Source organism: Nostoc sp. T09, from assembly GCF_002154695.1.
Classification (GTDB): Bacteria; Cyanobacteriota; Cyanobacteriia; order Cyanobacteriales; family Nostocaceae; genus Aulosira.
The window spans coordinates 1-24,180 of record NZ_MTAV01000160.1 but is presented as its reverse complement, the minus strand read 5'-3'; the positions used below and the strand labels follow the sequence as shown (position 1 = coordinate 24,180).

At 43.2% G+C, this 24,180-nt stretch carries 18 protein-coding genes and 1 pseudogene; 16 read left to right on the top strand and 3 right to left on the bottom strand.

The features are described from left to right. Positions 1–109: 109 nt before the first annotated feature. From BV372_RS27950 to BV372_RS27900, 10 genes and pseudogenes are all read left to right on the top strand, one after another. Positions 110–709 (top strand): methionine ABC transporter permease, encoded by a 600-nt coding sequence (locus BV372_RS27950; protein ID WP_086689742.1) that lies wholly within the window; start codon positions 110–112, stop codon positions 707–709. A 140-nt stretch (positions 710–849) separates the two neighbouring features. Next, a complete protein-coding gene (locus BV372_RS27945) occupies positions 850–1,704 on the top strand; it encodes a MetQ/NlpA family ABC transporter substrate-binding protein (protein ID WP_086689741.1) in 855 nt (284 codons plus the stop codon). Positions 1,705–2,233: 529 nt separating this feature from the next. Next, complete coding sequence (locus BV372_RS27935) at positions 2,234–2,446, top strand: hypothetical protein (RefSeq protein ID WP_086689740.1); 213 nt, start codon at positions 2,234–2,236, stop codon at positions 2,444–2,446. 358 nt (positions 2,447–2,804) lie between these two features. Then, positions 2,805–3,206, top strand: a pseudogene (locus tag BV372_RS27930) (transposase); the annotation flags it as partial. A 35-nt stretch (positions 3,207–3,241) separates the two neighbouring features. Then, a complete protein-coding gene (locus BV372_RS27925; protein ID WP_179198259.1) occupies positions 3,242–3,646 on the top strand; it encodes a putative Ig domain-containing protein in 405 nt (134 codons plus the stop codon). 48 nt (positions 3,647–3,694) lie between these two features. Then, positions 3,695–5,101 (top strand): cbb3-type cytochrome c oxidase subunit I, encoded by a 1,407-nt coding sequence (locus BV372_RS27920; protein ID WP_256973498.1) that lies wholly within the window; start codon positions 3,695–3,697, stop codon positions 5,099–5,101. Positions 5,102–5,289: 188 nt separating this feature from the next. Next, positions 5,290–5,892: a heme-copper oxidase subunit III gene (locus tag BV372_RS27915; RefSeq protein WP_086689738.1), complete on the top strand. Its 603-nt coding sequence runs from the start codon at positions 5,290–5,292 to the stop codon at positions 5,890–5,892. Between the two features lie 873 nt (positions 5,893–6,765). Beyond that, positions 6,766–7,539, top strand: coding sequence for a PEP-CTERM sorting domain-containing protein (locus BV372_RS27910; RefSeq protein WP_086689737.1), 774 nt, complete (start codon positions 6,766–6,768; stop codon positions 7,537–7,539). Positions 7,540–7,997: 458 nt separating this feature from the next. Then, the gene (locus tag BV372_RS27905; RefSeq protein ID WP_086689736.1) at positions 7,998–13,220 is read left to right on the top strand and encodes a response regulator; all 5,223 of its coding nucleotides are present in this window, start codon (positions 7,998–8,000) and stop codon (positions 13,218–13,220) included. After that, on the top strand, positions 13,192–13,578 hold the full coding sequence (locus BV372_RS27900; protein ID WP_086689735.1) for a response regulator: 387 nt from the start codon (positions 13,192–13,194) through the stop codon (positions 13,576–13,578). The genes BV372_RS27905 and BV372_RS27900 overlap by 29 nt, the downstream gene beginning before the upstream one ends. Before the next feature lie 7 nt (positions 13,579–13,585). On the opposite strand, the gene BV372_RS27895 is transcribed toward BV372_RS27900, so the two are convergent. Further along, positions 13,586–14,257, bottom strand: coding sequence for a response regulator transcription factor (locus BV372_RS27895; RefSeq protein WP_086689734.1), 672 nt, complete (start codon positions 14,255–14,257; stop codon positions 13,586–13,588). A 1-nt stretch (position 14,258) separates the two neighbouring features. Further along, the gene (locus BV372_RS27890; RefSeq protein ID WP_086689733.1) at positions 14,259–15,362 is read right to left on the bottom strand and encodes a sensor histidine kinase KdpD; all 1,104 of its coding nucleotides are present in this window, start codon (positions 15,360–15,362) and stop codon (positions 14,259–14,261) included. Between the two features lie 500 nt (positions 15,363–15,862). Between BV372_RS27890 and kdpA the strand changes: the two genes are divergently transcribed. From kdpA to kdpC, 5 genes are all read left to right on the top strand, one after another. Beyond that, the gene (kdpA, locus tag BV372_RS27885) at positions 15,863–17,608 is read left to right on the top strand and encodes a potassium-transporting ATPase subunit KdpA (RefSeq protein WP_086689732.1); all 1,746 of its coding nucleotides are present in this window, start codon (positions 15,863–15,865) and stop codon (positions 17,606–17,608) included. Positions 17,609–17,683: 75 nt separating this feature from the next. Continuing rightward, positions 17,684–17,980: a hypothetical protein gene (locus tag BV372_RS35530; protein ID WP_218776782.1), complete on the top strand. Its 297-nt coding sequence runs from the start codon at positions 17,684–17,686 to the stop codon at positions 17,978–17,980. 92 nt (positions 17,981–18,072) lie between these two features. Continuing rightward, positions 18,073–20,226 (top strand): potassium-transporting ATPase subunit KdpB, encoded by a 2,154-nt coding sequence (kdpB, locus tag BV372_RS27875; RefSeq protein WP_086689730.1) that lies wholly within the window; start codon positions 18,073–18,075, stop codon positions 20,224–20,226. 95 nt (positions 20,227–20,321) lie between these two features. After that, positions 20,322–20,573 (top strand): potassium-transporting ATPase subunit F, encoded by a 252-nt coding sequence (locus tag BV372_RS27870; RefSeq protein ID WP_086689729.1) that lies wholly within the window; start codon positions 20,322–20,324, stop codon positions 20,571–20,573. Further along, positions 20,573–21,217, top strand: a complete 645-nt coding sequence (kdpC, locus tag BV372_RS27865; protein WP_086689728.1) for a K(+)-transporting ATPase subunit C — start codon at positions 20,573–20,575, stop codon at positions 21,215–21,217. The genes BV372_RS27870 and kdpC overlap by 1 nt, the downstream gene beginning before the upstream one ends. Positions 21,218–21,225: 8 nt before the next feature. On the opposite strand, the gene BV372_RS27860 is transcribed toward kdpC, so the two are convergent. Further along, positions 21,226–21,684: an NUDIX hydrolase gene (locus tag BV372_RS27860; RefSeq protein ID WP_086689727.1), complete on the bottom strand. Its 459-nt coding sequence runs from the start codon at positions 21,682–21,684 to the stop codon at positions 21,226–21,228. A 391-nt stretch (positions 21,685–22,075) separates the two neighbouring features. On the opposite strand from BV372_RS27860, the gene BV372_RS27855 reads away from it, so the two are divergent. Beyond that, entirely contained in the window at positions 22,076–23,980 is a 1,905-nt protein-coding gene (locus BV372_RS27855; RefSeq protein ID WP_086689726.1) for an aspartate kinase, read from the top strand. Positions 23,981–24,180 lie beyond the last annotated feature (200 nt).

Sequence of the window (24,180 nt, the reverse complement as noted above, 5' to 3'; positions counted from 1 at the left end):
TTCATTGATTCTGCCACTCTTCAATAGTTCATCTGTTCTAGCAAAGTTGACATACTCCCGATGGGAATTAATTAACAGTTTATTGCTTGCAACCCAAGAAACTTTTTACATGGTGGGAATCTCCGCTATTGTAGCGATACTTTTGGGTTTGCCGGTGGGTTTATTGTTGGTAATGACTAGCCCTGGTAAAGTTCTTGACTCTCCCAAACTCAACCAAGTACTAAGTGCAATAGTTAACACTGGGCGCTCTTTCCCATTTATTATTTTACTTGTAGTCCTCACGCCCTTAACGCGATTAATAGTTGGCACTTCTATTGGTAGTACCGCCGCACTTGTTCCCCTTACCCTCGCAGCTATTCCCTTCTTTGGACGCATTGCAGAAACTAGCATTCTTGAAGTCGATAAAGGGTTAGTGGAAGCAGCAGAAGCAATGGGCTGCAACTATTGGCAAATTGTTCTAAAAGTTTTCATTCCGGAGGCGTTACCTTCGATAGTTTTGGGGGTGACAATTTTAATTGTTAGTCTTCTGAATTCTTCCGCAATGGCGGGGGCTGTTGGTGGTGGTGGCTTGGGTAATTTAGCTATTCAATATGGCTATCAACGATTTGATGTGGGAGTCATGTTTGCCACAATTATTGTGCTGATTTTGTTGGTGCAGATTATTCAGTTTTTGGGTGATTTGTTGGCACGACAGTTGAGGAAGAAATAATTTTTTAACGCAAAGAGGCGCAAAGTTCGCGCGGAGGTACGCAGAGTTTTTTTGGAGATAGTTCGCTATGAATATGAGAACTCAACTCTCCTCTGTGACTCTGCGTGAGGGTTAATTCATTGTCAATTTAAAATTTGTTTATGAAGAAGCAGCATTTACTTCCCTTCACAAAAACTAGTCGCCGTTTCTTCCTCACAGCAGGAAGTGCATTTACCGTTTCACTTCTTTTTGCAGGCTGTAGCCGAATTTCTGGAACTGTAGCCAAAACTGAACAAGAAGAGATTATTAAAGTTGGGGTTACTGGTATAGTTTCTGAAGATATCCTCAAGTTTATTAACACGAATCTTGCTCCTCAAGAAAAGTTAAAAATTGAGGTGGTGAAGTTTAATGACTGGATACAGCCAAATACAGCATTAAGAGATAAGGTGATTGATGCAAATTTCTTTCAGCATCAGCCTTTTATGAATAATGCTGTGAAAGAACTTAAGATTAATTTAGTACCGTTAAATACAGTTTATTTAAATACCCTAGGGCTTTTTTCTAAAAATCTCAAGTCAGTGAATGAAATTCCCCAGAATGCTACTGTGACTATTGCCAACGATGTGATTAATAATGACCGCGGATTAAGATTATTAGCAGCTAATGGTCTAATTAAGTTAAAAGATAACATAGGAGAATTCGTTACTCAAAGGGATATTGCAGCTAATCCGAAGAACTTGAAAATTAAAGAAGTAGAAGGTGTACAAGTTGTCCGAGCGATTAATGATGTAGATTTCATCGTCTCTTCGGCTCAAACTGTTGCTTTAGCAGGTATAGAACCTAATTCTATGGGATCAGAAACCGCTAAAGATAAGAAATATGCTCTAGCTTTAGTCACATTACAGGGGCGAGAAAATGAACAAAAAATTCAAAAGTTAAATAAATTACTCGTCCATTCCCAAGTTAAAAATTTTATTAATAAAGAATATAAGGGAAGACTGATACCTGTTTTTTAGAGGAATAAGCTAAAATGAAACATCGGTTTTTAATCGTGGCTGTAAGCTCGTTTGTAGCATCTATAATTTTTTCTGGTTGTAGCAATAATTAGGGCACATCATCTAACAATAATACTGCAAATACAACAGCCTCTCCAGCCCAAGTAACTCAACAAAAAGAGGTCGAAAAGCTATGCAACTGCCATCAATGTTGATGAAGAGATTGTTTACAAGGATGCCCAGGAAGGACAAAAACAGCGACTCCAAAAATTATTTCCTGTGTCTGAAGAGGCGATCACATCTCAGCAAAAAGTTGTTGATACCTTTTTCAAAGCAGGTGTGATTCCTACAAAAGTTTATGTCAAGCCACTTTGGGACAACGTTTTTAACGAAGATATCGCCAAATGTAAGTAAAAGGTATTCTCTAATACTTGGGATCGCTTGGGGATGGGAGCAACAGGTAGCCAGTACCTGATTTGAGAAAATATCTTAATTCCACCAGAGTACCATTTTCAAAAATCATAACTTATTCCTCGCAAGGGCGAACATTATGTTACATGGCATAGAAAAAGAATTCTCAAATGGAGAACCCTGGTCATTTAGGCAATATTCCCAGTTACCACCTCATTTTCAGTTATTAGTAGACCAAGAACAGGGACGACAAGATATTTGGGAATTACCTAACCAAGAATCCGATCGTAATATACTAATTAAACCACCTCATCAAAAACAGAATAAGGCTTTTAAGCTACGTCTATTTTGAAATCTTAATTTTTTTAGGTAATCAAGACTTGTTGTAAGATTCTGTAGACGCAGCTTTAGGCACCAAACCCAAAAGAGTTAATTTGTTCAAAAAAGCTCATTACCGTAAAAGAAAGCCCGTATTGCTGAATTAATGTTTACCAAAGGTGAAACTTTGTGTAGATATTTCCAAATCAATAGACCCGTCCTAAAACTTGCAAGCCAATATTTACAAGGCTTTGAGACCAATCCTTGCAGATTTTCTTTAAAAGTAACAATTAGGGTTTGATATCGTTACTGATAGTTTTGAGCCAAAAAATGAAGTTATGCATTTCATGCGATCGCTAATTGTTATTAATGATAATTACCTCGTTAAAACTATTGAGCAACTATCTGGTGATGGTGGCTATGACACCTTCGACTGTTACGACGCGTTCACGAAGTGTGCCGAAGGTATCGCGGCTCGTGAGGCAAGAGCGACAATTCCACCTTGCAGTAATGCCAAGATTCAGCAACATGGAAACAGTAAAGCACAACCGCATCCCAGGGATGAAAATCTGCGCCGGGTGCGCCAAGTTGGACGTAAGCAATGGAAAGAAGAGTCCGGTTATCATCGCCGTTCTTTATCCGAGACGGCCATGTTTCGACTCCAGACCATTTTTGGAGGAAAGTTAAGACGACGCTTTTTTGACAGTCAAGCTGTCGAGTTATTTCTGCAATGTGCTGCGCTTAACCGCATGATCCAGTTAGGTAAGCCAGATAGCTACAAAGTGGAAGACTAATTATCAACTATACCAAGAGTTGCTCTGCCCTTTTTTTGTTTCATGCAACAAAGCCACCAACATTAGGAAATGCGATCGCAGATCAAACCGCTACTTCTAACAGCCTGTTCAACTTCACAGTTCGTGCCAACAGCTTTTCAGACATAGACGCAGGCGACATCCTCACCTACACTGCAACATTAGAAAATGGCTCACCTCTACCCGATTGGTTAAAATTTAACCCTGATACTCGCAGTTTCAGTTGTACTCCCAGCCTGACCGATGTCGGAACATTGAACATCAAAGTCCAAGCTACAGACAGCAGCAGTGCTAGTACCAGCGATATCTTCATCATTAACATCACTAACCCTATCAATAATCTCACTGGCACATCTAGCAACAATGTCATTCAAGGAACAGCGTTGGATATCTTGTTCGGTGACTTTTACAATCAAAAATAATTATGTTTCTTCCAAAAGTGGATGCTCCCTGTCTTGCAAGATCTGTGGGTGTCCCTTGTACGCTCATCACTCGTTGGTTTTGCTAACTATTTAGTGCCCTTGATGATTGGGGCGCGAGATATGGCATTTCCCCGCCTCAACGCCGTTGCTTTCTGGATGGTGCCAGTAGTCGGCATTCTATTGATGGGAAGCTTTTTAGCCCCAGGTGGCCCAGCCCAAGCAGGTTGGTGGTCTTACCCACCAGTCAGTTTGCAAAACCCCACAGGTCACTTGATTAACGGTCAAGTCATCTGGTTGTTAGCAGTGGCGATATCTGGTGTGTCTTCGATTATGGGGGCAGTTAACTTTGTCACCACCATCGTCAAAATGCGGGCACCAGGCATGACCTTCTTCCGGATGCCCCTGTTCGTTTGGGCAGTATTTAGCGCCCAGATTATCCAACTCTTTGGTCTACCTGCCTTAACAGTCGGTGCAGTCATGCTGTTACTCGACCTTACTGCTGGTACTGCCTTTTTTGACCCCAGCAAAGGCGGGAATCCAATTATGTTCCAGCATTACTTCTGGTTTTATTCCCACCCTGCTGTTTATGTGATTATTCTGCCTATCTTTGGCATATTCTCAGAAATCTTCCCTGTTTATAGCCGTAAACCTTTATTTGGTTACAAAGTAGTTGCTATTTCATCAATCTTGATTGCGGCAGTTAGCGCCATTGTGTGGGTACACCATTTGTATGTCAGCGGTACACCTGCTTGGATGCGGATGCTATTCATGCTGACAACGATGTTGGTATCTGTACCTACTGGTATTAAAGTGTTTGCTTGGGTAGCAACAATTTGGGGTGGTAAGCTGCGACTAACTACACCCATGCTATTTGCCCTAGGTGGATTAATTTTGTTCGTCTTCGCAGGTATCGTCGGAATTATGCTTTCCTCTGTACCTGTTGATGTGCATGTAAACAACACCTATTTTGTGGTGGGTCACTTCCACTATGTACTCTTCGGTACGGTGACAATGGGCTTGTATGCAGCCTTCTATCACTGGTTTCCCAAAATGACCGGTCGGATGTACTACGAAGGCTGGGGCAAATTGCACTTCTGGTTGACATTCATCGGTGTTAACCTCAACTTTTTGCCTATGCACCCCTTAGGATTGCAAGGGATGCTACGTCGCGTTTCTTCCTACGCCCCAGAGTATGAATTCTGGAATATCATCGCTAGCCTCGGTTCGTTCCTCTTGGGAATGTCTACCTTGCCCTTCATCTTCAATATGGTAGTTTCCTGGATGCATGGTGAGAAAGCACCTGATAATCCTTGGCGCGCAATTGGTTTGGAATGGTTGGTTTCTTCACCACCCCCAGTAGAGAACTTTGAAGAAATTCCCATCGTGATTAGCGAACCCTACGGCTACGGTAAGTCGGAACCATTGATTGCTGATGCTATTTCTGAGGAGAAATGAGGGAAGTAATTTTTTAAACGCAAAGGGACGCAAAGTTTTGCTGAAGCACTTAATGAGTCCCTCTTTTACTTGGCGTTCTTGGGGTTCTTGGCGGTTCGTTTATTCCTCCCTCATCTGCCTTTCCCATTCATCACTCTCAATTACCCATCACTCAAGCCTCTTGTGCAAGATCAAGGAGAATTTAAGCAATGGACAGTTATCTCACATCCGGGAAGTTGCATCACACAGGCGGTGAGCATACCCACGACGAAGAAGGCAACAAGATGTTTGGCTTCATTGTCTTCCTAGTTTCAGAAAGCGTCATTTTCTTAAGTTTTTTCGCTGGATATATTGTTTACAAAATAACAACTCCTAACTGGCTACCAGTCGGCGTTTCTGGGCTAGAAATTAAGGAACCTGCAATCAACACAGTGATTCTGGTTTCCAGTAGCTTTGTGATTTACCTGGCAGAACGAGCTCTCCAGCGCCATGACTTAATGAAATTTCGTTTGTTTCTCTTAGCTACAATGGCTATGGGCAGCTACTTCTTGGTAGGACAGGCGATTGAATGGAACAGCCTCGCCTTTGGCTTTACTTCAGGGGTATTTGGTGGGATGTTCTACCTGCTAACAGGCTTCCACGGTTTGCACGTATTCACCGGCATCTTGTTGCAGCTGATTATTTTAGTTCGCTCTTTTATTCCGGGTAATTATGACACTGGTCACTTCGGTGTTAATGCCACTTCGTTGTTCTGGCACTTTGTCGATGTCATCTGGATTGTTTTGTTTGTCCTGCTGTATGTCTGGCAGTGAATACTCAGTTGGCTATTAGGTACATTAACCTCTGTAACTTCTAATGTAGGGTGGTTTACAACTTCTCGTAACCCACCCTACAAGATTAAAGTCTGTTGATTGGAGATATTGGTAGATATTTGCGAGTTCTTGAAAGCATTACTTGGCTCTACCTGGTAATGCTTTCTCTGCTATGATTTCACAAAAATTTTGCTAAAAAACATTGTTCCTGTTTCCCTGCATACCCGACTCTACCGTAGTTACTACAACAAGGAGGTAGTATTGAACTTTCCAGCGTTCTGTAAAAAACAGAAATTACTATCTTATTAATCCTTTGTAAAATCTTTTACAAGAAGAAAAAAATATTATGTATTTTTTTCATGAAAAACTCGTGTAGTAATTGTTTTTTTATTGTTTAATAGGTCTAACTATCTATAAAATTACGTAGTAATATACAGCAGCACTACCGCAAAATTACTAGTATACTTTGAAGCAATTTTTGATTATGTTTCAGGTATATCACTTACAAGCAAAAGACTCAAGATTTTTGCTTAATTTTCAGTCACACATGGGGGTGTATCTAACTACAGGAATCATATCTGGCGATCGCAAATAGCAAGTATATAGACAAGTTTTCTCTGTGCAGACTTATACCTAGCCTAAACCTTTAAGTCACTCTAAAGAAAACCCTGTACTTATTACCGCAGAAGCTTCGGAAGAAACCATCTTCGCAAATGCTTACTGTCTCATTGCTGTGCGTCCTTTTCCAGCCAGTGATTTTCTGTTCAGGAAAATTGGCTTAAACAGGATGCATTTTAAGATTGCTTTTTGTGAAATTGCTACCAGAATACCGATTCCTGTTGTCAAAAATTACCGCTTTGGAGAAATTAAGTTATGACGAAACTCGCTGTATTACTGAAAGCTTTGAGCGCAGGTATCATAGTAATATTCACTGCCTCATCAGCCAGCGCAGCTACCATCAACTTGACAGGAACAATTCGAGACTTTAACGATACCCATCCAGACTTTGAAAAAGAACTTGGTGCTGAGTTAGGAATTGTGAAATCAACACTCGGTGCAGACAATAAGCCAGTATATGCTGGAGGGATTGGTACTGCTACAACTCATGGACAAGCAGCTTTTGACCAATGGTATCGAGATGTTGCTGGTGTGAATCAGAGTAAACAGTATGGGATTACACTGAGCGATGCGGGGAATCCTCCTGGTATTTTCTCGTATAGTAACAACAGTTTCTTCCCAATCGACAATGACCTGTTAGGTAACCAGGGACGTGCGCACAACTTCCACTTTACCTACGAAATCGCTTCCAAGTTTACTTATCAGGGTGGAGAAACCTTTACGTTTACTGGAGACGACGATCTGTGGGTTTTCCTGGATAAAAAACTTGCCATAGATCTTGGTGGAGTTCACACAGCAGAGACGCAAAGCGTGAATCTTGATACTCTGGGTCTTACCCTGGGGAAAACCTATGATTTCAATCTCTTCTTTGCAGAACGACACACAACTCAGTCCAACTTTGCAATTAGTACTTCCATCGATCTCCAATCGTCATCAGTTCCTGAACCTTTTACCCTTTGTGGTACAGCGGTTGCTGGTGCTTTGGGCTGGTGGATGAAGCGGAAGCAACAAGCTTCTCGAACAGCATAGTTTCCTAGATTTGACAATTCATAGACTTATTTCAATGCCTTTACACAAAAGTAAGGGCATTATCTATGTAAATAGGTCTGAATCCGGGTTTTGCGATCGCGCACTATACTCAAACGAAGACAAAATTTTTCCGCTTCTTTGTTTCGTAATGTCAAAATTTCTATATTTATCTAAAATTTAAGATAGAAACCTAAGGCAGTTGCCCATAAAAAAGAGATGAAAATCTCTGTGACTTTCGTTACCTATATTCTAGACAGGTATAAAATTTTTAATCTAAAACTTGATTAAAAAATTCTGGAGATTGATAAATGTTGATATTTGTTAATTCAAAGTAAATGTTTAAAGATTTATCATTTAATATGCCTTTAAGCCAAAGATTAATATTAAATTTTTTATTTTAAATTTAACTTTTTTTGCTCGTTATCTATAAAATCACGGATTTCAAGAAAGCTTTTGATATGAAGATTTTAGTTGTAGAGGATGACGAGTTACTTGCGGAGGTACTCACCGAGATTCTCGCTAATCAAAACTATGCAGTTGAAATTGCCACTGATGGGAAAGCTGCTCAGGATTTAATCGAAACTTACGATTATGACTTAATACTTTTAGATGTCATATTGCCTAAGCTAGATGGCATCAGTCTTTGTCGTGATATACGCTCCCGTGGTTTGCAAATGCCAGTTCTGTTATTGACAGGGCGCGATAGCAGTCACGACAAGGCAATTGGGCTAGATGCTGGCGCAGATGACTATGTAGTTAAACCTTTTGACGAAGAGGAGTTAGTAGCTCGCGTCCGGGCTTTATTACGTCGAGGGGGAAAAACATCGCAACCTGTACTGGAATGGGGCAATTTACGCCTCGATCCGATTGGCTGTGAAGTTACCTATGCTCAAAACTTGCTGTCATTAACGCCAAAAGAATACGCCCTCTTGGAACTTTTTTTGCGCAACAGTCGCCGGGTATTCAGTTGCGGCATGATTTTGGAACATCTCTGGTCTTATGATGATACTCCTGGTGAAGAAGCCGTTCGCACCCATATCAAAGGTTTACGAATGAAGCTCCGCAATGTGGGAGCGCCCAGCGATTTGATTGAAACAGTCTATGGTATTGGCTATCGACTAAAACCGCAGGGAGCAGAGGAGCAGGGAAATAAAGGAGAATTAGACCGCACAAAATCCGCAAGTGCAAATCACAAATCACAGCAACAAACACTCGCAGCCGTTGCTGGAATTTGGCAGCGATTTCAAGGACGAGTTGACGAGCAGGTAGGGGTGCTGGAGCAAGCCGTAACTGTAAACCAGAAGCCTTTAAATCCAGAATTGCGTTTGCAAGCCGCCCAAGAAGCGCATACCTTGGCAGGCTCGCTAGGGACTTTTGGCTTACCTCTTGGCTCGAAACTGGCACGTAAAATAGAGATGCTGCTGAAATCTGAGAAAACCTTGACGCAATCAGATACAAGCAAATTACAAAATTGGGTCAGCCAATTGCGTCAAGAAATTGAAAGTAAGAGCAAACAGGATGAACCTGGATCTTCGCCACCGATTGCTGATGAAATTCCCTTGGTGTTGGTAATTGATGGCGATGCCTATGGGCAAGATACTCCGCATCAACGCACCTTAGCTGAAAATCTCCAAAAAGATTCTGCTAACTGGAATGTAAAAGTTACAATTGCCACCAGTATTGAAGCTGCTAGACATATAATCTACCGAGAGCATCCCAGTGTGGTGCTGCTCGATCTGAGCGTTTCTCTTAATCAAGAAGAAAGTTTGAGTTTACTCGCAGAACTTTCCCAACATCAGCCACGCATACCAGTGCTAGTTTTGACTGAGCAGACTGATTTTACTAATCGTTTGCAACTAGCTCGCAACGGCGGACACACTTTTTTGCAGAAGCCCATGCCTGCGGCACGGGTACGAGAGACAATTAACCAAGTACTGCAACAAGCTCCCCATGCTGAAGCCAAGATATTAGCTGTAGACGACGATCCACAAATTCTGGCATTGTTACAAACTTTACTTGCCCCTTGGGGACTAAAAGTGATTGGTCTTGACGATCCCAAACAGTTTTGGTCAACCTTGGAAACAGTTGCCCCAGATCTGCTGATTCTGGATGTGGAAATGCCTTATACCAATGGGATTGAACTGTGCAAAGTAGTACGGAACGATCCCCGTTGGAGTGAGTTGCCGATTTTGTTTCTCACGGTTCATAGTGATGCCGAAATTGTGAACCAAGTATTTAGTGTTGGTGCTGATGATTTTGTCAGTAAGCCCATCGTCGGGCCAGAACTTGTGACGCGGATTATTAATCGCTTAGAGCGAATTAAACTGTTGCGGCGCGTGACTAACAGTCATAGCAATAAAGTTGACGAACCAGAAAATCGCTGGCGAGCCATTTTTGATGCCGAGCCAGAATGTGTCAAATTGGTTGCATCTGATGGTACTTTGTTGGAAATTAACCCAGCAGGGCTTTTAATGCTGGAGGCAAATAACAGTGGCGACTTGATTGGCAAGTCTGTTTATTCTCTGATTGCTCCAGAAGATCGAGAAGTATTTCGTCAATTTAACGCAAGTATCTGTCAAGGTAATAAGGGTACTCTACAGTTCGAGATGCTTAGCTGTCAGGGCAATCGTCGTTGGATGGAGACTCATGCTGTACCTCTGCATTACGAAGCAGATGGTGCAATTGTGCAGTTAGCAATTACGCGAGACATTACACAAAATAAACGGGCAGAAACAGAAATTCGGCGAGTAAATCGGACGCTTCAGGCGTTGAGTAATTGCAGCCAAGTACTGGTGCGTGCCAAAGATGAGTTGGATTTGCTAGAAAAAATTTGCCAAATGATCGTTGAAGTTGGTGGCTATCGTTTGGCGTGGGTTGGTTTTGCCGAACATGATGCCCAAAAAACTATTCGCCCGATCGCGCAAGCAGGTTACGAAGATGGATATTTGCAATCTCTCGACCTGAGTTGGGCAGACACAATTCAGGGCAAAGGCCCATCGGGGACAGCAATTCGTACAGGTGAAACTTGTATTATCCAGAATATATTAACCGATCCTAATTACGAGATTTGGCAATGTCAGGCGAGCAAACAAGGCTATGCTGCATTGATCGCCTTACCTTTAATCGCCGATGGTGAAGTATTTGGGGCGTTGAATATTTACGCCACCGAACCAGAGTCTTTCGATAACGATGAAGTGGAATTACTGCAAGCACTAGCAGCAGACTTAGCTTATGGGATTATGGCATTGCGCAATCAGCGCGATCGCCAACTCGCTCAAACAGCGCTACAACAAAGTCAGCAAAGCTATCAACAGTTAGTAGAACTTTGCCCAGAAGCAATTTTTATCGAAAACAACGGGAATTTTATCTTTGTCAATAGTGCCGCAGTCAAGCTTTTTGGGGCAACCCAGCCAGAAGAATTACTTGGTAAAAACATACTTGACTTTGTACACCCCAACTCACAGCAGGCTTTGAGCGAAAACTTTAGACTCCTGAGAGAACTCAAACAGGCAATTCCCCTAAATGAAGCACAATTTCTGCGGTTGGATGGGACAGCGATCGCGCTGGAAATAGCGGCGGCGGCTTTTACTTACCAAAGTCAACCAGCATCTCAATTTATCGCTCGTGATCTTACTCAGCGCAAACAAACTGAGGCGTTTCTCCATCGAGCTAATAGCGAATTGGAATTGCGAGTTGCAGAGCGGACTGCTGAATTAATTAGTCTCAATCGCAAATTACAGTCAGAACTCGATGAGCGCCAGCGAATACAGGAACAACTGCGCATCTCGCAAGCAAAGTTTGTCCGCATTTTAGATATTGCTGATGATGCCATTATTTCCATCGATGCTGCCCAAAAAATTATCTTATTTAACCAAGGAGCAGAGAAGATTTTTGGCTATTCTGCCCAAGAAGCGATCGGGCAGAAGCTAGATTTACTATTACCATCACGCTTTGCTCAGGTCCATCGTCACCATGTCGTTGACTTTGGCAAATCTCCCAGTCTGGCCCGCAGGATGGGGGAACGGCGGGAAATATTTGGTCGTCGTAAAGATGGCACGGAATTTCCGGCGGAGGCCTCTATCTCTAAAGTAGATAGAGGAGAAGAATTTTATTATACTGTGATATTACGTGATGTTACAGAACGCAAGCAAATCGAACGGATGAAAGATGAGTTTGTCTCCGTTGTGAGTCACGAACTCCGCACACCTCTGACTTCGATTCACGGTTCGCTAGGAATGCTAGTCAGTGGTTTGCTCTCACCCGCATCAGACCAGGGAAAACGCCTACTGCAAATTGCTACAGATAGCACCGATCGCCTAGTCCGTCTGATTAACGACATTTTGGATATAGAGCGGATCGAGTCGGGTAGGGTGAAAATGGAACGAGAAACCTGCGATGTTGCTGACTTGATCGAATCAGCAGTGAATATCATGCAGCCACTAGCAGAGAAAGCAGGGGTAAAACTATCCATTTCCAGCTTATCCGTCCAGTTATGGGTAGATGCAGATCGGATTGTCCAAACCATAACTAATCTACTGAGTAACGCCATTAAATTTTCGAGTACGGGACAAACGGTTTGGCTGGTAGCAGCCCAACAGGGCAATGAACTTGTATTTACAGTCAAAGATACCGGACGCGGTATTCCAGCTACCAAACTTGATAGTATTTTCGAGCGCTTTCAACAAGTTGATTCTTCAGATTCACGCAACCATGATGGCACTGGTTTGGGCTTGGCAATTTGTAAGAGCATTGTGCAACAGCATGGGGGACGCATTTGGGTTGAGAGTACCTTAAATGCAGGCAGTAGTTTTTACTTCACCCTGCCAATTCTGCTGTCTCCGCATGTGGACTTAGCTACAACTCAAGACTCTGGATTCAAGTCTCATTATGCCCCCCTAGTACTAATCTGCGACGACGATCCGGCAATTAGTAGCGAGTTACAAAATTTACTCAAAAAAGGTGGTTATCGAGTAGTAACTGTGACTACTGGTGAAGAAGCGATCGCCTTAGCTGCAACCCAACATCCAGATGTAATTGTATTGGATTTGTTAATGCCTGGTATGAATGGTTGGGAAACAATGGCAGTATTAAAAGAGCGGGCAGATACAAAGGATATTCCGATTGTGATTTGTAGTGTCTACAAACCAAGTTTCAATTCTCAACCCAGTGTAGACTTTGCTGATTGGGTAAGTAAACCAGTCGAAGAAAGTTACCTGTTGCAGTCACTTAGACAAGTGGTGGTTAAATCTTCCAAGCGAGTTCGGATTCTGATTGTCGAAGACGACAATGATGTAGCAGAACTACTGATCGCGCTGTTTGAAAGACATGACATTGAAACCTTCCTTGCCCAAAGTGGACGGGAAGCAATCCGCCTCAGCCAAGAAGTCAATCCTGACTTACTGATTCTTGACTTGATTCTGCCAGAAAGTGATGGGTTTGCAGTGGTAGATTGGCTAAAGCAGCACAATCAACTGTGTAGCACTCCTGTGGTGGTTTACTCAGCTACAGATTTGGACGAGTCTGAACGCCAGCGTCTGAATTTAGGACATACAGAATTTTTAACCAAAGGACGTGTAACAACCCAAGAATTTGAACAACGCGTAATGGAGCTACTTCAGCGGATTACACAGAATCAACAAGAAGGCGGCAGTAATGACAACGAAGCGAATTCTAGTGGTTGATAACGAAGAGTATATTCAAGAAGTTGCCAAAATTTGCTTGGAAACCGTTGCTGCTTGGGAAGTGATGACGGTGAGTTCTGGTAAAGAAGGCATCATCAAAGCCGAAGCTTGGCAACCAGATGCCATCTTACTAGATGTCATGATGCCAGATATGGATGGGATCACTACCTTTGAGAAATTACAAGCAAATGCAGCAACTAAAGATATTCCTGTGATTTTGTTAACGGCTAAGATTCAAGCTGCGGATCGTCGTCGTTATGCGCAGATGGGGATGGCAAGTGCGATCGCTAAACCTTTCAATCCGCTAGAATTAGCCACTCAAATAGCTACAGCCTTAGATTGGGCTGTGGAAAATTAGCAGATTCCTACTCTTGTTTAATCAACCGTTTTTGTAAAGCCACAACCACAGCTTGAGTGCGATCGCTTACTTCCAATTTCTGTAAAATCGCATGAATATGAACTCGCACTGTTCCAGGTGCAATATATAATGCATGAGCAATTTCTTGATTGGTTTTTCCAGCCGCTAACAGCGACAGAATTTCCTGTTCGCGCTGCGTCAGAGGATTGGCAGACTTTGTCATCTTTTCTGAGTCTGATTGAGACTGTTCACAGGAAAAAGAAGAACGAATTTCTTTTGTTGCAGTTGCATCCCACCAGGAAGCACCCGCCGCCACAGAACGCAGTGCCAAAACTAATTTTTCCGCCGCAATTCCTTTGAGACAGTAGCCTTGAGCGCCTGCTTCAATCAAACGCGTTATTAGAGGCTTTTGGGAATGAGAAGTCAATACTAAGATAGGTAGCAGGGGATTTTGCTGCTTAATTAGTCTACAAGCTTCAATTCCGCCAATTCCTGGCAAACCTACATCCAACAGCACCACATCTAGAAGACTTTGCTTAACTAACTCAATAGCTGTTTCACCATCTTCAGCCTCAGCGACAATCTCTAACCCTGGTTCTTGTTGCAATCGCACGCGCAAACCCAATCGGAAGAGTTCATCGTCCTCAACAAGCAGAATTTTGATTGGGATAGAGGACATTTCACACAGTTAGAGCAGATTGAAATGGGTAAACGGGCAATTTGAAAGCAAACATAGCACCAGTTGGTACTCTGTTCTCTGCCCAAATTATACCTCCGTGAGCTTCAATAATTTGGCGAGATAGATAAAGCCCTAATCCCGAACCCTTGGCTTGGCGATTACTATGTCCTTGATAAAATCGTTCAAATAAATAAGGAAACTGTTCTGAACCAATACCTGCACCCGTATCTAAAATCTTTACCACCTGGTAAGAGGCTTGTGGTTCCAAGACTACTTCTACCCGCGCACCACGTCGGGAATGATTAATCGCATTCACTAACAGATTATTAAAAACTCGTTGTAGTTGCAGTACATCACCTTGAACCCACAGTGCACTTCGCCAATCAGAATCACCATAACTAACCGACAGATGAACACGACGATTGGCAGCTAATTCAATCAAACTACCAGCCACATCTTCTGCTAAGTTAGTTAAATCTACAGGTGCTAAGTTCAGCTTTAAGCCTTCAGTATCGTTGCGATAGATATCTAACAAAGTTTCTAAAAGTTGTAGAGAAGTCTTGTGGCTGCGTGCCATTGTGTCCAACACTTGCTGTTGGGCTGGTAAGACGGGGCCAAATTTTTCTTGTTGAAATGCTTTGATAGTTTCAATTGCGCCTAGCAGTGGCGTCTTTAAATCATGGGTGAGTGTAGAGGCAAAATCTTCTCTGACTTTGACTAATTCCTCTTGAGATTCTAGCTTGGCACGGGTGAGAGCGATCGCTTCTTGGGAACGACGCAGGCGATCGCTTAAAACACCAGTGACAATCAAAGCCATAACTGCGATCGCGCGATCTGCAACTGTCGATGCCTTGATCGCTTCACCCCCTGGTAAGAAAAGATTCAAAATCGTTAAACATACTGCAATCAATGTTGCCTGTAAGGTTGCAGTTCTCCCAAACCATGAGTTTGTCAATAATATTGGGCCTGTATAAAGATATCCAAACACATATTCAGTGGGTGTGGAAAACTCCATAAACATGACAGCAACAAACAGCCCCAAAATGGCTACAAATCTGGTTAATTGGGAGTTTTTATTCATTAATTTAGCTGTAAATAGTCTCATTTATGATGGCTTTTTTGTCATGCAAGCTGTTAACTATATAACCAATAATTAAATTCTTACCTTAATCTTAGTGAAATTTCTTTGATTCACAACAGTCAAGATAGCGTTTAGATAAAAAATATATATTTAGTTTAGAGACTGATTCTATCCAGTATGCTTTGAATTTAGACACTAGTTTTTCAAACTATGGTTGCTGGCAAAGCTTTCACCGTTATTTAATCTTTAAAAACTCAAAAGTAATCGCGATACACAATTTGAACACAAGTCAGCGTTTAGAAAATATATAAACTGACTAAACGCTAGATATATAAATAATAAACCGAATTTTATATCTTCTATATCTTGTTTTTATTAGCAAATACATCGACGATCTAATTAAATTTAGAAAAACTCAGCGTTCCTCTGTCTTGAAAAGTTTCCTACGCCGGGAAACCCGGCTTCGAGGAACTTTTTGCTGCGCTTACTCAGCGTCACTCTGCGTTAAAAAAATGGTATAACCCATGCTAGAAGGATGGATTCAAATTATATTAACGCTACTAATTGTAGTAGCAATAACTCCCTTTTTTGGACGATACATGGCGCGTGTCTACCAAGAACAGCGCACTTTTCTCGACCCAATTTTGAACCCAGTTGAACGAGTACTTTATTCCTTAGTTGGCGTTCAAATTAAAGAAAATATGACAGGTTGGCAGTATGCAAGAGCCATTCTGTACAGCAATGTAGTCATGGCGTTGCTGATATTTTTGATCATCATGAATCAAGGATGGTTGCCCCTCAACCCTACTAAGATAGGTGCGCCAACCTGGGATACAGTGCTGCACACAACCATTTCTTTCATCACCAACACCAACCAACAGCACTACTCTGGTGAAACCTACCTCAGCTATGCCAGTCAAATCTGGGGACTTGGTTATCATATGTTCACCTCGGCGGCGACTGGTTTAGCAGTGGGGATTGCCTTTATTCGCGGATTGACTGGTAGATCTTTGGGCAATTTCTACGTGGATTTGATTCGCTCAATTACGCGAATTTTGCTACCTATTTGTATTGTGGGTGGTATTGCGCTGATGGCAGCTGGTGTTCCCGAAACTCTAGCAGGGCCAGTTGTATTTCCCACCTTAGAAGATTCTAGTATTAGTCAGGCGATCGCTCGTGGCCCTGTAGCCCATTTTGAAATCATCAAACAGCTAGGAGAAAACGGCGGCAGCTTTTTCGCCATCAACTCAGCACATCCCTTTGAAAATCCCAATGGGTTTTCTAACTTAATTCAGGTTGTGGCGATGCTGTCAATTCCCACATCTCTGATCTACACATACGGTTTGTTTGCTAACAACACCAAACAAGCTTGGTTAGTCTATGGCATGGTGAGTGTGCTTTTTCTCACATTTGTGATTGTTAATGCCATTGGAGAATATAACGGTAATCCGGCAGTGAATGCACTGCTGGGAAGTACACAACCGAACCTAGAGGGTAAAGAAGTTCGGTTTGGTTGGGCGCAGTCGGCGCTGTTTGCGACAGTAAGCACAGGGACAATGACTGGTGCAGTCAATAGTATGCACGACTCTTTCATGCCTAACGGTGGTTTTGTCACCCTCTCGAATATGTTCTTGCAAATCATTTGGGGTGGACAGGGTACAGGAACAGCGTACCTGTTTGCCTACTTGATTTTGGCAGTATTTGCCACAGGTTTAATGGTAGGACGCACACCAGAATTTCTCGGACGCAAGATAGAAAAGCGTGAGGTAGTACTTGCCAGTTTTCTCATTCTCTTAGTTCACCCCATCGCCATCATGATTCCGGCGGGAATAGCTTTAGCGTTTCCCGATCAACTAGCAGGAATCAGCAATCCCGGCTTTCATGGTTTTGCTCAAGTCATTTACGAATATGCCTCAGCTGCGGCTAATAACGGTTCTGGATTTGAAGGCTTAGGAGATTCTCAACCATCACCTTTAGCTATTGCAACTGGCGCAAAAACCACCGCAACTGCTTTGTGGTGGAACCTTAGTACTTGCTTCAGTCTCCTCGCAGGACGCTACATCCCCATTATCGGCTTACTCTTACTAGCAGATAATCTGTCCCGCAAACAACAAGTTCCTCTCACTGTTGGAACATTGCGAACCGACACCGGACTATTTACAGGCGTAACCGCAGGCGTAATTTTAATCTTGGGCGCACTGACATTCTTCCCAGTATTAGCATTCGGCCCCATCGGTGAAGCTTTTTGGATTGCGAAAGGTATTGGATAAGTCATTTGTCATTTGTCATTGGTCATTGGTCATTTGTCATTTGTCATTGGTCATTTGTCATTTGTCATTTGTCATTTGTCATTGGTCATTTGTCCATCTCGAAATTTTAGTTTTAAAGGCGCAATTTCCGGCATCAAAAGTGCAACTGTCAGCCTTAAAGGTGCAACTTCCGACATCAAAGGCGCAATCGTCAGCCTCAAAGGTGCAACTGTCAGCCTTAAAGGTGCAACCGTCAGCCTCAAAGCCTCAACCTCCGACATCAAAGGCTCAAACTCCAACCTCAAAGGCTCAACCGTCAGCCTCAAAGCCTCAAACTCCAACCTCAAAGGCTCAAACTACATCATAAATTTACAACGCAGTTTGTTCCACTAATCTTCTTCCTTGTCTTCCTTGTCTCCCTTGTCCCCTTTGTCCCCCTTGTCTTCCTTCCCTTGCCTTCCTTATCTCCTCAGTCTCCATAATCCATGACCACCAATATAGACTCCTCCCCTTCACCCCGCCCGCCTCGTGTTCCTCAGGGAACTCGTGACTCGCGCAGGCACACGCCTAAAGCAGATATGCGGGGACTTTATCAAAGAGCAATTAAAGAGTCATTTGTCAAACTCGATCCGCGAATTACTGTGAAGAACCCAGTAATGTTTGTTGTCTGGGTAGGAACAATTGTCACTTTTTTAGTAACTCTTGACCCTAATTTATTTGGCACATTACAGGCAAATGTCAATCAGCAACGCCTGTTAAACGGAATCATTACCTTCATTCTCTTTTTCACACTGGTATTTGCCAATTTTGCAGAAGCAGTCGCTGAAGGACGAGGTAAAGCACAAGCAGATTCCTTGAGGTCAACACGTTCCGATACTATTGCCCGTAAAGTCCTCCCTGATGGAACCATACAGCAAGTTAATTCTACGGAATTGCGGCGAGACGATTTGGTAAAAGTAATTGCCAATGACATGATTCCTGCCGATGGCGAAGTCCTTCAAGGCATCGGTTCGGTAGATGAGTCGGCAATTACTGGAGAATCTGCCCCTGTACTCAAGCAACCAGGTACAGATATTGCCAGTTCCGTAACAGGAGGTACACGTCTACTTTCAGATGAGTTGACAATTCGCATTACAGCCGATCCTGGACAGGGCTTTATCGATCGCATGATAGCGCTAGTAGAAGGAGCAGAAAGATCTAAAACTCCGAACGAAATTGCCCTAACAGTATTGTTAGCCGTACTCACACAAGTCTTCTTAATTGTGGTGGCAACCATGTCTCCCTTTGTCGGCTACATCGCCAACTTTATCAGCACTGTGTTTGGAGCAGAAGCCGGAAACAGTTTACGTGCAGGTGCTAGCGTTGCTATCTTGATTTCATTACTGGTAGCTTTAATACCCACAACTATCGGTGGTTTGCTCAGTGCGATCGGTATTGCTGGCATGGATAGAGTTGCCCAGTTTAACGTGATCGCCACCTCTGGACGAGCAGTAGAAGCCTGTGGTGATATCAATACCTTAGTGCTTGATAAAACAGGTACTATTACCTTGGGTAACAGAATGGCTGATGAGTTTATCCCTGTGAATAGCTACACACTTGAAGATGTGGCACGAGTTGCTCTAGCTGCCAGTGTATTTGATGAAACACCAGAAGGCAGGTCGATTATCAAACTAGCCGAAAATTACCAAGTAGAGGTTGATTTCGACTACAAACAAGCAGAAGGTGTGGAATTCTCAGCCAAAACCCGGATGAGTGGCACCAACCTACCCAATGGTAAGCAAGTCCGTAAAGGGGCGGTAGATGCGATTAAGGGCTTTGTCCGTTCTCGTGGCGGTCGAATTCCTGATGATGTAGATGCAGCTTATGAGCGAGTTTCCCGATTAGGTGGTACACCATTAGCTGTTTGTCAAGATGACCAAATTTTCGGCGTGATTTATCTCAAAGATATTGTTAAACCTGGCTTGCGGGAACGCTTTGACCAACTGCGGCGTATGGGTGTTAAAACAGTCATGCTTACAGGTGACAACCGCATTACCGCTGGTGTAATTGCTCAAGAAGCTGGAGTAGATGATTTTATTGCCGAAGCCACACCGGAAGACAAGATTAGCGTAATTCGCTCCGAACAATCTCAAGGTAAGCTGGTGGCAATGACTGGAGATGGTACTAATGATGCACCTGCATTAGCTCAAGCCAACGTGGGTGTGGCGATGAACTCTGGTACACAAGCTGCCAAAGAAGCAGCTAACATGGTGGACTTGGATTCAGACCCCACCAAGCTGATTGATTTGGTGACAATTGGTAAACAGTTGCTCATTACCCGTGGGGCGTTAACAACTTTCTCCATCGCCAACGATATTGCCAAGTATTTCGCTATCATCCCGACAATCTTTGCAGCAGCAGGAATTGGCGCACTGAATATTATGGCTTTAAAAAGTGCCCAATCTGCGATTATTTCAGCGTTAATTTACAACGCTCTAATTATCCCAGCACTCATTCCCCTAGCACTCAAAGGCGTGAAGTTCCGTCCTCTAACGGCAGATCAACTATTAAAACGCAACATTTTCATTTATGGCGTGGGCGGTATTATTGCACCTTTTATCGCCATCAAACTTATTGATGTCATCTTGCCTCTTTCTTAATTTCAAGTACTGGAATTAGTCTCACGCAGAGGCGCAGAGACGCAGAGAGAATAAGGAGTTTTTAGTTTTCTTTGATATAACTACTCAACACTGTTATGAAACATCCAACTTTCACCCAAACACTTGAAGATATCACCGAAATCTGGTCAGAGTGGCGCAAGCAAAAACTGCCTTTATACCTATTCCTGGGAATGTGCTTCAACCTTGTGGTTGCGCCTGTTGTTTATGCAGCCACGGGTGAACAGTTTTCTCGCTCTCAAGCTTGGGCGTTGGGATTGTTGGGACTTGTAACACTAAGTCTTTCTATTTATTTGTTTTTTGTAATGTTCGTACCGGAGAAATTCTAATGAGTTTTGCAAGAGAAGCCAGCAGAGCAATTCGTTCTACTGCTGTACTTTGGGTAATTGGAGCGATTATCTATCCGTTTGCAATGATTGCTTTTGGGCAGATTATATTTCCATCTCAAGCTAATGGTAGTTTGATCAAAGATAGCCAAGGTCAAGTTGTGGGTTCTGCTTTAATTGGTCAACCCTTTACAAGCGATCGCTATTTTAACAGTCGCCCCAGTACCACCAGCTACAGCACCGCCGATCCCAAAAAGGATGAAGCTGGAGTGTTAAAAACAGGGGTTTCTGGTGCTAGTAACCTAGCTCCCAGCAATTCAGCCTTACTAGAACGCATCAAAGGCAAAGATGATCCCGATCCCAAAAAACGGATTGAAGGCGATTTAAATCGTTTGAAAAAAGCAAATGTGCCACCTACCGCAGACTTGATTTATACTTCTGGTTCCAGCCTTGACCCCCACATTACCCCCGAAGCCGCTAGAGCGCAAGTTGCCCGTGTCGCCAAGGCGCGAGGACTCCCACCCCAACAGTTAGAAACTTTGATTAATCAAAATACTGATGGTCGCTTTGTGGGTATTTTTGGTGAACCTGGGGTCAACGTCTTGAAATTAAATCTCGCTCTAGATGCATTAAAGTCTGCAAGTTAGTCAGGCGATTAGTAACTGACAATAAAATTAAACATAATGAGATAGCAAAAGAACAATTCAGTTAGTAGCAAGACCTTCAGAATTCGTTTGAGCGAAGTAATTTTAATCCGTCTAATGGCTTTTGATACATCTAGCCACTGCCGTTCTCTATGGCCTGCTTCTGGATAGTCTTCACTCTCTGCCTCTACTGGTAATAAATACATCTTGACACGGTAATTTTTGCCTTGTTTGCGATACTTGTAAGTACCAATTTCACGAGTATTTACCTGGCCAATTACTCCAGCTTCTTCCCAAGCTTCTTTGGCGGCTGAATCAGGTGGACTCATGCCATTAGGAATATCTCCTTTAGGCATTACCCAATTTTGGCGATCGCGGCTGGTGATCAGCAATACTTCGACTTTGCCATCTTGAATTCTATAAGGAATTACCCCGGACTGCTTCAATACTTTGTTGACTTTTGGACTCATTTGGCTTCTATCCTATGGTGTCATTCAACCTCGCCTAGTGCTTACAGCTATTCCTCAAGGAATTGAGACGCGTTATTTATTGAGGAATTAGTGCCACTTAGCTCTCAAGGTTAATGCTAGCTGCTTTTCCTGAGTTCAATTGAGATATAAGTAGTAACAATTTGCTGTTTTAATTGTCAACTATTTAATTCATTGCCATAGTCGATAAATCAGAATCAGACTGTCTAATGTAAACTAATCTAAATAAAAATGTGATCAATCCATAACTTATACCACAGGGTCTATCGGACTAAGCGCGATATTCTGTAAACTAAATAACTGGCAATGCCTTGCAAGCTTCCCAAATCGGCGGCGGCGTTGATGAAAGCAGCAAATTGATTGAAGAAAATTTATGTCGCTCATAGTTCAGAAATACGGTGGTACCTCTGTTGGTTCAGTCGAACGTATTCAAGCTGTTGCCCAGCGGGTTTATAAGACTGTTAAAGCCGGAAACTCGCTTGTGGTGGTGGTTTCCGCAATGGGCAAAACCACTGATGGACTTGTCAAGCTAGCTAATGCTATCTCTCCAAATCCTAGCCGCCGAGAAATGGACATGCTGCTTTCTACCGGGGAACAGGTAACTATTGCTCTATTAAGTATGGCATTGCAGGAGATTGGACAACCAGCAATTTCAATGACTGGTGCTCAAGTAGGCATTGTCACTGAAGCAGAACACACCCGCGCTCGGATTTTGCACATTGAAACTGAACGCATGGAGCGCCATCTCAATCAAGGTAAAGTTGTTGTTGTAGCAGGATTTCAAGGCATATCCAGCACAGGAGAATTAGAAATTACAACCTTGGGGCGTGGCGGTTCTGATACATCAGCTGTGGCCTTGGCTGCGGCGTTAAGAGCGAATTTTTGTGAAATTTATACAGATGTGCCAGGGATTCTCACTACAGACCCGCGCTTAGTTCCCCAAGCTCAACTGCTGGCAGAAATCACCAGCGACGAAATGTTAGAACTGGCAAGCTTAGGAGCAAAAGTCTTACATCCCCGGGCTGTAGAAATTGCGCGTAACTATGGTGTACCCCTAGTGGTTAGGTCTAGCTGGACTGATGAACCTGGTACTTGGGTGACATCACCTGCACCCCAAGGGCGATCGCTCGTGAATTTAGAAATTGCTCGGGCAGTAGATGGAGTAGAGTTTGATACCGACCAAGCAAGAGTAGCTTTATTGCGTGTACCTGATAAACCAGGGGTAGCAGCCAGGTTATTTGGTGAAATCGCCCGACAAAATGTAGACGTGGATTTAATTATCCAATCGATACATGAAGGTAATACTAATGACATCGCTTTTACTGTTACCACACCAATATTAAAGCGAGCAGAAGCAGTAGCCGCCGCGATCGCACCCGCACTGAGAAGCCATCACGCCAAAGCCGAAGAAGCAGAGGTGATGATCGAGCAAAATATCGCCAAAGTCAGCATTTCGGGAGCAGGAATGATTGGGCGTCCCGGTGTTGCAGCCCAGATGTTTGCTACCTTGGCCGAAGCAGGTGTCAACATCCACATGATTTCTACCAGTGAAGTCAAAGTTAGCTGCGTAGTTGCTGCCGAAGAATGCGATCGCGCCGTCGCTGCACTCCGTAGTACCTTTGAAATTGAAGCAGAGGAAGAGAGGACAAGGGGACAAGGAGGACAAAGAGGACAAGGAGGACAAGGAGGACAAGGAGGACAAAGAAGAATCATTGAAGAAACTTCTCCCCTGTTCCCCCCCTCTCCCCTGTCCCCCTTGTCCCCAAGTTCTCCCCCCGTTCGTGGCGTAGCTTTGGATATGAATCAAGTGCGGCTTGCAATTCGCCAAGTACCAGATCGTCCGGGGATGGCGGCGAAACTATTTGGATTATTGGCACAGCACAACATTAGCGTTGATATGATTATCCAATCTCAACGCTGTCGAGTAGTTGATGGCATACCTCGAAGAGATATTGCCTTTACTGTCTCCCGCATTGATGGGGAAAATGCTCAAAAGATGCTTTCCCAAGCAGCTACAGAATTAGGTTGGGGTGAAGTTGTCCTTGACAGTGCGATCGCTAAGGTTAGTATCGTGGGTTCTGGCATGGTAGGACAACCAGGTGTAGCCGCAAAAATGTTTGAGGCCCTAGCTCAAAACCAAATTAATATTCAAATGATTGCTACCTCAGAAATTAAAATTAGCTGTGTTGTGCCGCAAGAGCAAGGTAGTAAGGCTTTACAAGCAATTCATGCTGCTTTTGATCTGGCTGGTAGCGAGAAATTTGTCGTCCCAGCCTAGTACTGCTGCCCAAAATTAAAATTGAAGATTCTTACCTCAAGCCTTGCACTTAGTGTTTAGGCTTGCAACTTTTTTGGATCATTCTCATACATCAACTAGGACTAGGGTCAATACAGTTCGGATAAGCCTGTTTTTTTCTGCCCCTGTTCCCCGTTCCCTGTTCCCCTTCGGGTTCAGCAGTTGCTCATGGGGGAAACCCC

Coding starts and splice junctions, on each gene's coding strand:
- BV372_RS27950 (WP_086689742.1), top strand. CDS start 110: ATGGTGGGAATCTCCGCTATTGTAGCGATACTTTTGGGTTTGCCGGTG.
- BV372_RS27945 (WP_086689741.1), top strand. CDS start 850: ATGAAGAAGCAGCATTTACTTCCCTTCACAAAAACTAGTCGCCGTTTC.
- BV372_RS27935 (WP_086689740.1), top strand. CDS start 2,234: ATGTTACATGGCATAGAAAAAGAATTCTCAAATGGAGAACCCTGGTCA.
- BV372_RS27915 (WP_086689738.1), top strand. CDS start 5,290: ATGGACAGTTATCTCACATCCGGGAAGTTGCATCACACAGGCGGTGAG.
- BV372_RS27910 (WP_086689737.1), top strand. CDS start 6,766: ATGACGAAACTCGCTGTATTACTGAAAGCTTTGAGCGCAGGTATCATA.
- BV372_RS27905 (WP_086689736.1), top strand. CDS start 7,998: ATGAAGATTTTAGTTGTAGAGGATGACGAGTTACTTGCGGAGGTACTC.
- BV372_RS27900 (WP_086689735.1), top strand. CDS start 13,192: ATGACAACGAAGCGAATTCTAGTGGTTGATAACGAAGAGTATATTCAA.
- BV372_RS27895 (WP_086689734.1), bottom strand. CDS start 14,257: ATGTCCTCTATCCCAATCAAAATTCTGCTTGTTGAGGACGATGAACTC.
- BV372_RS27890 (WP_086689733.1), bottom strand. CDS start 15,362: ATGAGACTATTTACAGCTAAATTAATGAATAAAAACTCCCAATTAACC.
- kdpA (WP_086689732.1), top strand. CDS start 15,863: ATGCTAGAAGGATGGATTCAAATTATATTAACGCTACTAATTGTAGTA.
- kdpB (WP_086689730.1), top strand. CDS start 18,073: ATGACCACCAATATAGACTCCTCCCCTTCACCCCGCCCGCCTCGTGTT.
- BV372_RS27870 (WP_086689729.1), top strand. CDS start 20,322: ATGAAACATCCAACTTTCACCCAAACACTTGAAGATATCACCGAAATC.
- kdpC (WP_086689728.1), top strand. CDS start 20,573: ATGAGTTTTGCAAGAGAAGCCAGCAGAGCAATTCGTTCTACTGCTGTA.
- BV372_RS27860 (WP_086689727.1), bottom strand. CDS start 21,684: ATGAGTCCAAAAGTCAACAAAGTATTGAAGCAGTCCGGGGTAATTCCT.
- BV372_RS27855 (WP_086689726.1), top strand. CDS start 22,076: ATGTCGCTCATAGTTCAGAAATACGGTGGTACCTCTGTTGGTTCAGTC.